General features: G+C 68.0%; 13 protein-coding genes and 2 tRNA genes. 9 read left to right on the forward strand and 6 right to left on the reverse strand.

From position 1 onward, the window contains the following. The first annotated feature begins 86 nt into the window (after positions 1–86). A complete protein-coding gene (locus tag HHUB_RS16660; protein ID WP_157533998.1) occupies positions 87–260 on the forward strand; it encodes a hypothetical protein in 174 nt (57 codons plus the stop codon). A gap of 127 nt (positions 261–387) precedes the next feature. On the opposite strand, the gene HHUB_RS11125 is transcribed toward HHUB_RS16660, so the two are convergent. After that, positions 388–1,446 (reverse strand): aldo/keto reductase, encoded by a 1,059-nt coding sequence (locus HHUB_RS11125; protein ID WP_059057677.1) that lies wholly within the window; start codon positions 1,444–1,446, stop codon positions 388–390. A gap of 163 nt (positions 1,447–1,609) precedes the next feature. Between HHUB_RS11125 and HHUB_RS11130 the strand changes: the two genes are divergently transcribed. From HHUB_RS11130 to HHUB_RS11145, 4 genes are read left to right on the forward strand one after another with little or no spacing between them, the layout of a single operon-like run. Next, entirely contained in the window at positions 1,610–2,521 is a 912-nt protein-coding gene (locus tag HHUB_RS11130) for an acyltransferase (RefSeq protein WP_059057678.1), read from the forward strand. A gap of 57 nt (positions 2,522–2,578) precedes the next feature. Continuing rightward, complete coding sequence (locus HHUB_RS11135) at positions 2,579–2,827, forward strand: DUF7577 domain-containing protein (protein ID WP_059057679.1); 249 nt, start codon at positions 2,579–2,581, stop codon at positions 2,825–2,827. Continuing rightward, positions 2,824–3,534 (forward strand): Nmad3 family putative nucleotide modification protein, encoded by a 711-nt coding sequence (locus HHUB_RS11140; protein WP_059057680.1) that lies wholly within the window; start codon positions 2,824–2,826, stop codon positions 3,532–3,534. Before HHUB_RS11135 ends, HHUB_RS11140 begins: the two co-directional genes overlap by 4 nt. A 32-nt stretch (positions 3,535–3,566) precedes the next feature. After that, entirely contained in the window at positions 3,567–3,827 is a 261-nt protein-coding gene (locus tag HHUB_RS11145) for a glutathione S-transferase N-terminal domain-containing protein (protein ID WP_059057681.1), read from the forward strand. A 52-nt stretch (positions 3,828–3,879) separates the two neighbouring features. Here the strand turns inward: HHUB_RS11145 and HHUB_RS11150 are convergent, their stop codons facing one another. Both HHUB_RS11150 and HHUB_RS11155 read right to left on the reverse strand, forming a co-directional pair. Next, positions 3,880–4,146 (reverse strand): hypothetical protein, encoded by a 267-nt coding sequence (locus HHUB_RS11150; RefSeq protein WP_059057682.1) that lies wholly within the window; start codon positions 4,144–4,146, stop codon positions 3,880–3,882. A gap of 355 nt (positions 4,147–4,501) precedes the next feature. Further along, positions 4,502–4,572: transfer RNA gene (locus HHUB_RS11155), tRNA-Gly, on the reverse strand. 173 nt (positions 4,573–4,745) lie between these two features. On the opposite strand from HHUB_RS11155, the gene HHUB_RS11160 reads away from it, so the two are divergent. Next, entirely contained in the window at positions 4,746–5,552 is an 807-nt protein-coding gene (locus HHUB_RS11160) for an NAD+ synthase (protein WP_059057683.1), read from the forward strand. On the opposite strand, the gene HHUB_RS11165 is transcribed toward HHUB_RS11160, so the two are convergent. Then, entirely contained in the window at positions 5,549–6,232 is a 684-nt protein-coding gene (locus tag HHUB_RS11165) for an enoyl-CoA hydratase/isomerase family protein (protein ID WP_059057684.1), read from the reverse strand. The genes HHUB_RS11160 and HHUB_RS11165 overlap by 4 nt on opposite strands. A gap of 59 nt (positions 6,233–6,291) precedes the next feature. Between HHUB_RS11165 and HHUB_RS11170 the strand changes: the two genes are divergently transcribed. Together HHUB_RS11170 and HHUB_RS11175 are read left to right on the forward strand one after the other, a co-directional pair. Next, positions 6,292–6,954 (forward strand): DUF7114 family protein, encoded by a 663-nt coding sequence (locus tag HHUB_RS11170; RefSeq protein WP_059057685.1) that lies wholly within the window; start codon positions 6,292–6,294, stop codon positions 6,952–6,954. A gap of 44 nt (positions 6,955–6,998) precedes the next feature. Further along, a tRNA-Thr gene (locus HHUB_RS11175) sits at positions 6,999–7,070 on the forward strand. A 110-nt stretch (positions 7,071–7,180) separates the two neighbouring features. Here the strand turns inward: HHUB_RS11175 and HHUB_RS11180 are convergent. Continuing rightward, positions 7,181–8,020 carry an aldo/keto reductase gene (locus tag HHUB_RS11180; protein ID WP_059057686.1) on the reverse strand — a complete coding sequence of 280 codons (840 nt, stop codon included), beginning with the start codon at positions 8,018–8,020 and terminating at the stop codon, positions 7,181–7,183. 151 nt (positions 8,021–8,171) lie between these two features. On the opposite strand from HHUB_RS11180, the gene HHUB_RS11185 reads away from it, so the two are divergent. Further along, a complete protein-coding gene (locus HHUB_RS11185) occupies positions 8,172–8,378 on the forward strand; it encodes a DUF7501 family protein (protein WP_059057687.1) in 207 nt (68 codons plus the stop codon). A 45-nt stretch (positions 8,379–8,423) separates the two neighbouring features. Here HHUB_RS11185 and HHUB_RS11190 read toward each other — a convergent pair whose 3' ends face one another. Continuing rightward, positions 8,424–8,891, reverse strand: a complete 468-nt coding sequence (locus tag HHUB_RS11190; protein ID WP_059057688.1) for a hypothetical protein — start codon at positions 8,889–8,891, stop codon at positions 8,424–8,426. Positions 8,892–8,913: the final 22 nt, after the last annotated feature.

The raw sequence follows: 8,913 nt of genomic DNA on the forward strand, positions 1-8,913 counted from the left end.
TTATTCAGAGTAAAGAGTGGAACTCCCGTTAAGTGCAGACTGCCCCTCTATCAATATTTAACATAGCCCCCTTCTATTGTTTTTCTGTGCCGAAGTCTGATGACGAAATCAACCGTCTCGGGACGCAGATGATGATTTTGGGTACACAGGTCAGTTTACTTGGTCTCGCTATTGCTCACTACTTCAATCCAGTTGTCGGGCTCACGGTTTTCGCGTCCGGATTCCTCGGAACTATTGGTGTATTCATAGATACTGAGTAGGCGAGTTCGCTCAATCCGTACACTCACTTACCAATTCATCCACTCCAGTTTCAGTCCCCCTCCGAAATGAAGAAAAAGGACTAGCAACGACTGCTAAAATCGACTCGCGAAGCGAGGGCTGGCTGCTTCAGTCCGCGGAGCCGATGAGGCCGGCTTCCTGCAGGTCCTCGCCGTCGACGCTCGTGCGGTAGTCCTCGTGGCTCATGCCGTCGAAACGGTCCACGCCGAAGTTATCCTCGTAGAGGTCCGCGACGCGCTCGCGCTCCTCGTCGCTGAGCGCGGGCGTCTCGGGCGCAGCCGCCCACTCGTCGATGTCTTCTTTCGAGCGGAACGTCGGGGTGACGGTCGCGACCTCGTCGAAGCTCAGGAGCCACTGGATGGCGGCCTGCCCGAGCGTGCGGTCGCCATTCCGTTCGAGGAAGCGGAGGGCTTCGACCTTCTCCCAGCCCGTCTCGTACCACTCGTCGGGGCGGAAGCCGCGGTGGTCGCCCTCGCCGAGTTCGGTGTCGGGGGTGACCTGCTCGTTCAGGAGGCCCGAGGAGTGCGGGACGCGCGGAATCAGGGAGGTCGCGGCGTCCTGCTCGCGGACGTACTCCACGAAGTGGTTGTGGACGTCCTGTTCGAGGACGTTGCCGACGTACTGCACGGAGTCGAACGCCTCCTCGATTGCCGTCTCGCCCTCCGCAAGCCAGCCGATGGAGGGGCCGAGCGCGACGCCGATGGCGTCCGCGCGGCCGTCCTCGCGGAGTTCGTCCAGCAGTTCGACGACGTCCGGGGTGAGTTCGGCGACGTCCGGGTTGTGGAGCTGGAGCACGTCCACGTGGTCGACGCCGAGGCGGTCCATGGACTTCTCGACGGCGTCCCGGAGGTACTCGACGGTCATCTCCTTCGGGAGTTCGCCGTGGCCCGCCTGCGGGTTGTTGTAGAAGTCGTAGCCGACCTTCGTCGCGACGGTCATCTCGTCGCCGCGCTCGTCGAGGACCTTCCCGAGCAGTTCCTCGCTGCGGCCGTGGCCGTAGACGTCGCCCGTGTCGAAGTACGTGATGCCCTGGTCGAGCGCGTACTCGACCATCTCAAGTGCGTCGTCCTCGTCGCGGTCGCCCCACCAGTCGGTGCCGACGACCCACGCGCCGAATCCGACTTCGCTGACCTCGACGCCGGAGTTCCCGAGTTCGCGATGTTGCATACGCGCCAGTTGGGGCGACGCCCACTTAGCGGGTGCGGTTCCGGTGGGGGTTCCCAATAGACGAACTCGACCTTTATGCCGGCTCGCAGCCGGGTTCCGTGGTGGTTCCGGGGCTTGCCGTCGGGACGGAAACCAATATCAGTGCCCACGGCCGAGTAGGGGTATGACCAAGCGCCACGTCTCCCTCCCGGACGACGCGGAGGCGACCCTCCGCGGGTTCGTCTCGGAGGTGGACGACCGACTCGCGGCCGCGAGCGGACCCGAGGAACTCGCGGACGCCGTCACGGAAACGCTCGTGGACCTCCACGGCGCCCGCGACGCCTACGAGAGCTGGCAGAACGACGAGCACGTCTCCCCGACCGAGGCCGCGCGGCTGGCGAACTTCGACCCCCGGAACGCCACGCTCGAATCCGAGTACTACGCCGAGAAGGACGAGGACGCGTTCGCGCGCTCGAAGCCCCTGCAGTGGCTGTGGCGGCAGTTCGACAACACGCCGCTGGCGGACAACGTGGAGTTCGCGCTGCGCTTCCGCCGGATGCTCGCCGGCCACCTCTTCGAGAGCGTCGGCGACGGCGTCCGCCTGTTCAAGGGCATCTCGATGACGTACGGCCACAACATCGAGCTGGGGGACAACGTCGTCGTCCACGACGACGTCCACCTCGACGACCGCGGCGAACTCACCGTCGGGGACCGCGCGAGCGTCAGCGACGGCGTCCACGTCTACACGCACGACCACGACGTCGTCGACCAAACGCACGTCGACAACTACCGCACGGTCATCGGCGACGACGCGCGCGTGACGCAGGGCGCGCTCGTCCGCGCCGGCGTCCGCGTCGGCGAGAACGCCATCGTCGGGTCGCGGGCGGTCGTCCAGAACGACGTCCCCGACCACCACATCGCGGTCGGGATGCCCGCCAAGAGCATCAAGGTCAAGCCCGGCTGGGAGTCCGTCGCCGAACCAATCGAGGACGCGGGCGAGAACCGACAGGAACAACGCCGCATCGACTACGACCTCCCCGACGACCTCGACGCGTTCGACGAGTTCCAGCGCGACCTGCACCCGCCGGACGCCTGATTCTCCCGCGCTGGAACGGGCGAAGGGCTGAATAGGCTCGCTGTGCTACGGTCACACATGGAATGGGGGTTGTTCGTGGTCGCGGTGCTGGTCGTGGCGGCCCTACAGTTCGCCGTGTGGCGACGCCTCCAGAGCGAGGACGCCGGCGCGCCCGACTCCCCGGGCGTCGGCGATGGCGCCTCACCCGCCGACGTCTCGTCCTCGACGACTGACGACGCCACGAGCCTGCTGTGTCCGTCCTGTGGCGCGGAGAACGACGCCAGCTATCGGTTCTGCTGCGAGTGCGTCGCGCAGCTACAGCCGTGACGCGCGCGGTCGCCATCAACGTCGCGGCGAACACGAACCAGCCGGGGTTCCGCGGGCCGCTGCGCGCGGACGGCTCGTTCGTCTACGTTCCGATTCCCGAGAGCGAACCGACCAGCGAGCCCGCGCCGACGTACGGGGACCTCGACCTCCCCATCGAGATTCCCGACGACCTCCGCGAGACGCCGGTCCACCTCGACCCCTCGTTCGCGGCGTACCCGTGCTGCGAGCGCTACACGTACGGCGACCCGCACGGCCTGAAAGCCCGCCCGCTGTTGGACCTCGACGCCGGCGACCGCGTCTACTTCTACGCGACCCTCGACGCCCCCGACGAGCCGACGCCGTGGATGGCCGACGACTGGGGAACCTACGTCATCGGCGACTTCGAACTCGCGCGCGACCCCGTGACCGGCGAGGAGTTCGAGGGCCTGCCCGAATCGGAGCGCGCGGCGTTCGCGGGGAACGCCCACCTGAAGCGCGACCCCATCGACGCCGACGTGCTGCTGGCGGGCACCGACGACTCGCGGCTCTACGACTACGCCGTCCCGCTGAGCGGCGCGCGCGGCGTCGACGCCAACCGAGCGGTCACGGAGTGGTCCGGCGACTCCGGGAAGGGGCCGTGGTGGCGGCGGCCGCTGCGCTACGACGACGCCGGCCACGAGCGCCTCCGCGAGTGGGTCCAGCGGGAGTCGTACCCGCCGGTTCGCTGACGTTTACGTGGCTGGCCCGCGAACACTGGGGTATGCTGGAACTGTACCAGTCGGAAGGCTGCCCGCACTGCGCGAAAGTCCGCGAGAAGCTCTCGGAGCTCGGCGTCTCCTACGTCACCCACAACCCCCGACTCCCGGGTGGCGCGGGCGGCGACGTCACGAACGAACAGACCTACGAGGAACTCCAGAACGGCGGCGAGGACCAGATTCCGTACCTCGTGGACACCGCCCGCGAGGAAGCCCTCTACGAGAGCGACGACATCGTCGAGTACCTCGACGAGCACTACGCCTGACGCCACGCTGCCCGCAGTGGGAGGCCGGACAACGCCGATAGATTCATCGCCGTCACCCTAAGCCGGCGCCGCCGTACGCGCCCGCTTCCGCCTCCATCTCTCGCTCCCGCTTGCCGCCGCCGTTCCCGCCGGGCGGGTCGCGGTGCTGGCCCCAAAGGTACAGCAAGTAGACGACTGTCAGGACCGCGACGGCGGCGAGCAGGTCCGTGAGCAGCGCCGGGCCGTTGAGCCACCACGAGCCCGCGGCGCCGACGACACTCGTCAGGAGGGCCCAGCGGGTCCACGTCGGCGGGTCGAACTCCTCGTCTGACTCGCTCACGTCGCCGGCTTCACTGCGAGACGGAATAGCACTTTTGCCTGTTCGAGGGCCGCGAGAAGCGTGCCGGCAGCGGGCAATTCCCTCGCGACTTCACGATGCCACGAACGGACAGCGACAGAGCAGTCGCTGTCCGGTTCGAGTCAGAGAGGAGTGTGCTGGCCGGGAGCGAGCAGTCCACACGACTGCGAGCATCGGAAGACGCTGCGTGTCTTCCGGGAATTGAACCGGAATCAGACGGTCACCCTCGCTTCGCTCGGGTGCTGCGACGGATAGGGTTCAATTCCCTCGCGCATTCACAACGGTACGAACAGCCAGCGACAGAGTCGTCGCTGTTCGGGTCGAGTCATCAGAGGAGTGCGCTGGCCGGGAATTGAACCCGGGCTATGAGCTTGGGAAGCTCATGTCCTACCACTAGACCACCAGCGCTCACGCGTTCGCGCTGAGCCTCGCAAACCCTTCGGGTTTGCTCACCACCAGCGCTCGCGTCTGCGATTACCTTGCCGTCCCACTTGAACGTAGCGTTTCGGTGGAGTGGACGCGCGTCCACGAATCCCAGGGGTGGAGTGGGTTTTAGTCGGACGCCGCCGAACACTGACGTGATGACTGCGCCAGACACGATTTCGCCGCTGGACCTGCGGTTCTCGGAGTCGGAGTTGGCCGCGCGCCGGGACCGCATCCAGTCGTTCGTGCGGGAGACGCTGGAGGACGCGGGCGCGGACCGCTGCGTGCTCGGGCTGTCGGGCGGCATCGACTCGACGACGGTCGCGCACCTCGCCGTGGACGAACTCGGGACCGACGCCGTCCACGGGCTCGTGATGCCGGGCGAGGTGTCCAGCGAGCAGAACATGAGCGACGCCGAGCGCGTCGCCGAGGACCTCGACATCGAGTACGACGTCGTGGAAATCGACCGGGTCGTGGACCTCCTGACGGAGCTCTATCCGGCCGCGGAGGGCGACCAGCTCGCGGTCGGGAACGCGCGCGCTCGGACCCGCGCCGTGCTGAACTACCTCGTCGCGAACCACGAGAACGCCGTCGTGCTCGGCACGGGCAACCGCACGGAGGCGCTGGCGGGCTACTTCACGAAGTACGGGGACGGCGCGGTGGACTGCCACCCCATCGGGAACCTCTACAAGATGCAGGTCCGCCAGCTCGCGCGCGACCTCGGCGTCGACGACGACCTCGTGACGAAGACGCCGACCGCGGAGCTGTGGGCCGACCAGACCGACGAACAGGAGCTCGGCGTGGACTACGACACCATCGACGCGGTGCTGGCGCTGCACGTGGACGGGAACGTCCCGGCGAGCGCGACGGCCGACCACCTGGGGATTCCCGACGGCGTCGTGGAGACGGTGCGCGGGCTCTACGAGCGCAGCGAGCACAAGCGCGCGGTGCCGCCGACGCCCTAGCTCTCGAACGGCTCGTCGGCGAGGAGGCGCGCGAACGCGTGGGCTTCCGCGCGGTCGGAGGTTTCGCGGTCCGTTTCTGCGGCGAGCAAGTCCGCGAGTTCGCCGAGTGCGGCGGAGTCGTTGGCCGCGATTTCCGCGGCGACCGCGCGCGGGTCCGCGACCACTCTGGAGACGAGTCCGATTTCGCGGGCGGTCTCGGCGTCGACGGTGCGCCCGGACAGCGAGAGGTCCGCGGCGTGCGTCGCCCCGACCGCTTCGGGGAGCCGGCGGGTGCCGCCCCACGCGCCGAACAGGCCGAAGGAGACGCCGGGCTCGGCGAACGTCGCGTCCGCCGTGCAGACGCGGACGTCGCAGGCGAGCGCGAGTTCGACGCCACCGCCGCGGGCCGCGCCGTCCACGCCCGCGACGACGACGCTGTCCGCGTCCTCGATTGCGTTCATCGTGCGCTGGCCGCGGCGCGCGAACGCCTCGCCGCGAGGCCCGTCGAGGTCCCGGACGGTGTCGAGGTCGGCACCCGCGCAGAACGCGTCGCCGGCGCCGTGGACGTAGACGACCGGCTGGTCGGCGTCCGTCACGGCGTCACGGAGGTCGTCGAGCGCGTCGGGCGTGAGCGCGTTCCGGGCGGCCGGCCGGTCGAGGGTCACCACGCGGACGGCATCGTCGTCTTCCACGCGAAGCATACCGGACCGTTGCGGCGGTTTCCAAAGGTCTTTGCCGTTCCCGCCGCTACCTTCGGTCGATGGAGGAGGCCGAGCAGGCGCGGGCTGCCGCCCGGGACGCCGTCGCGGACATCGAACCCGACGGCCTCCGGGCGGTCATCGACGACCACGTCGCGTCGTCCTCGATGCTCCCCGGCGTACTCACGATGCTGAGCGCCCGCGTCGTCGACGGTTCGGTCGACGACGACGCGGTGACGCGGCGAGCGGCGGGCGTCCAGCTCATCTACGAGGGGCTGCGCACGACGCGGGACCTCGTCGCCGAGGAGCCGTGGGCGCACACCGACGAACAGGACCCCAGCGACGACCTCGACGTGCTCGCGGCGGACGTGCTCGTCGCGCGCGGCTTCCGACTGCTCGCGCGCACCGAGGCCGCCGGGCACGCGGTCCAGACGGTCCGCGAGTTCGGCCGCCAGCAGACCGACGAACAGGAGGGGCGGACGTCGGCGTCGCGCTCGCTGGAGTCGAACGTCTTCGAACTCGCGGCCATCGCGGGCGGCACCGCGGCGGGCGGCGAGACCCCGGTCGCGCTGCGCCAGTACGTCGTCGGCCTCGCGGACAACGCCGCCGTTCCGTTGCCGGGCGCGGGCGACGCGCTCCCCGAGGGCGTCGAGGACGTGATGGCGCGCGTCGGCGAGCGGCAGGGCGACGAGCGGGTCAGCCCCACGTCGACTGCGGACCGCTGAATCGAAACTCATAAAGAAGTCCTCGTGCCTTCATACGAATGCGTGCCTGGGTAGCTTAGCGGTAAAGCGCGTCCTTGGTAAGGACGAGACCCCGGATTCAAATTCCGGCCTAGGCTCTTCTTCCGAGCGATTCACCGCGGAGTCCCGTCTCCGCGATTCCGTGGCGAGGTGATTAGTGTGCGAGCCGAGCGGAGATGCGGCGAAAACGAAGCGAGTAGCGCTGTGGCTACTCGGAGATGCCGTACGTGTCGTCGGTCCAGTCCCGCGCGGGGAAGTCGTAGACGGGCTGGTGGTGGTCGATGTCGTCGATGCGCGCGTGGTCTTCGTCGTCGAGCTCCCAGTCGAGGACGTCGAGGTTCGCGCGGACGTGCTCGGGCGTCGAGGACTTCGGGAGCGGGACGACGTCGTTTTCGATGGCCCATCGGAGCACGACTTCGGCGGGCGAGCGCTCGTACTTCTCGGCGACTGCCTGCACCGTGTCGTCGGCGAAGACCTCGGTGCGCGCCAGCGGCGCGGCGGCTTCGACGACGGTGTCGGTCTCCCGGCAGTAGTCGACGACGTCGTCCTGGGTGTTCCACGGGTGGTACTCGATCTGGTTGACGGCGATGGGGACGTCGCTGACGTGGTGCGCGCAGCTGAGCTGGTAGGCGCTGAAGTTCGAGACGCCGACGTTCCGAATCTTGCCCTGCTCGTGGAGCGTCGCCATCGCGTCCATCGTCTCCCGCAGCGAGATGGCGGGGTTCGGCCAGTGGACGAGGTAGAGGTCGAGGTAGTCGGTGCCGAGCCGGTCCAGGGTCGCTTCGCAGGACTCGATGACAGATTCGTAGTCGAGGTGTTTCGGGAGGACTTTCGACGTGAGGAAGACGTCGTCGCGGTCGTACTCCGCGAGCACGTCCCCGATTTCGGCTTCGTTGCCGTAGCCCTCGGCGGTGTCGACGTGCGCGTAGCCGGCGTCGAGGCCGGCGCGCACGGCGTCGCGGACGGTGTCGCCGCCGATGTCCCACGTGCCGACGCCGATTGCGGGGAGTTCGTCGCCACTCGGGAGTGTCTTCGTCGGTGGTGTCATCGTCGAATCGTTGCGCGGAAACCCCCAAAGGCGTTTGGCTCGCCAACAGTTTCGCGGCGCGACGAGCCACCTTATTGGCATATAACCGCGTTTTACCAAAATAATCTGTATACGGAACAGCGTTATATTTCCTCGCGGTGGACGTGCTCGCATGGCCACGAAGAATCCCAGCACGGACGCACGCGAACCGACCAAACACGAATCGGACCCCCACGAGTGCCCGTTCTGCGGCGAGTACGTCGCCTCGCCCGGGAAGGGGTTCATGCTGCACGTCGAGGAGAACCCCGAGTGCGACGCGGACTTCGACGCGTGGCGCGACCGCGTCGCCGACGACGTGCCGGGCGGGTGGGGCGGCTAACGACTTAGAACGGGCAAGCGCGCACTGCGGATAGAGCGGCGCGCGTCACGCGGAGGGGTCGCCGGCCGCGTCCGACCGGCGCGACTCGGCGTTCTCGATGCGCTCCTCGACCTCTTCCTCGACGCGTTCCGGCACCGCGTCGTCGACCTCCTCGGCCACGCGCTCCTGCACGCGGTCGTCGACTTCCTCCTCGACGCGCTCCGGCACCGCGTCGTCGACCTCTTCCTCGACGTGCGTCTCCACCTCGTCGGCCACGGCGCCCGACACCTGGTCCTCGACCTCGGCGGCGACCTGCGTCTCCGCGGCCTGCGCGACCTCCTCTTCGAGAATCTGCTCGTAGATGCTCATGTTCTCCCAGACGCGCAGGAAGTACCCGAGCACGAGTCCGCCCTGAAGGGCGGCGACGCGGGCGTCCATCCCGAAGACCAGCAGGTAGCCGAAGCCGAGGCTGAACGCGACACCGTAGACGACGTCGATGTAGAACTGCGTCTGTCGTCCACTGAGCGGAGGCATCACCTTATTTTCGCACCGGTCG

Source organism: Halobacterium hubeiense, assembly GCF_001488575.1.
Taxonomy (GTDB): Archaea; Halobacteriota; Halobacteria; order Halobacteriales; family Halobacteriaceae; genus Halobacterium; species Halobacterium hubeiense.

Bases quoted from the DNA above. Each gene is read 5' to 3' on its own strand.
- HHUB_RS11125 (WP_059057677.1), bottom strand. From the start codon at position 1,446: ATGCAACATCGCGAACTCGGGAACTCCGGCGTCGAGGTCAGCGAAGTC.
- HHUB_RS11130 (WP_059057678.1), top strand. From the start codon at position 1,610: ATGACCAAGCGCCACGTCTCCCTCCCGGACGACGCGGAGGCGACCCTC.
- HHUB_RS11135 (WP_059057679.1), top strand. From the start codon at position 2,579: ATGGAATGGGGGTTGTTCGTGGTCGCGGTGCTGGTCGTGGCGGCCCTA.
- HHUB_RS11145 (WP_059057681.1), top strand. From the start codon at position 3,567: ATGCTGGAACTGTACCAGTCGGAAGGCTGCCCGCACTGCGCGAAAGTC.
- HHUB_RS11160 (WP_059057683.1), top strand. From the start codon at position 4,746: ATGACTGCGCCAGACACGATTTCGCCGCTGGACCTGCGGTTCTCGGAG.
- HHUB_RS11165 (WP_059057684.1), bottom strand. From the start codon at position 6,232: ATGCTTCGCGTGGAAGACGACGATGCCGTCCGCGTGGTGACCCTCGAC.
- HHUB_RS11170 (WP_059057685.1), top strand. From the start codon at position 6,292: ATGGAGGAGGCCGAGCAGGCGCGGGCTGCCGCCCGGGACGCCGTCGCG.
- HHUB_RS11180 (WP_059057686.1), bottom strand. From the start codon at position 8,020: ATGACACCACCGACGAAGACACTCCCGAGTGGCGACGAACTCCCCGCA.
- HHUB_RS11185 (WP_059057687.1), top strand. From the start codon at position 8,172: ATGGCCACGAAGAATCCCAGCACGGACGCACGCGAACCGACCAAACAC.
- HHUB_RS11190 (WP_059057688.1), bottom strand. From the start codon at position 8,891: ATGCCTCCGCTCAGTGGACGACAGACGCAGTTCTACATCGACGTCGTC.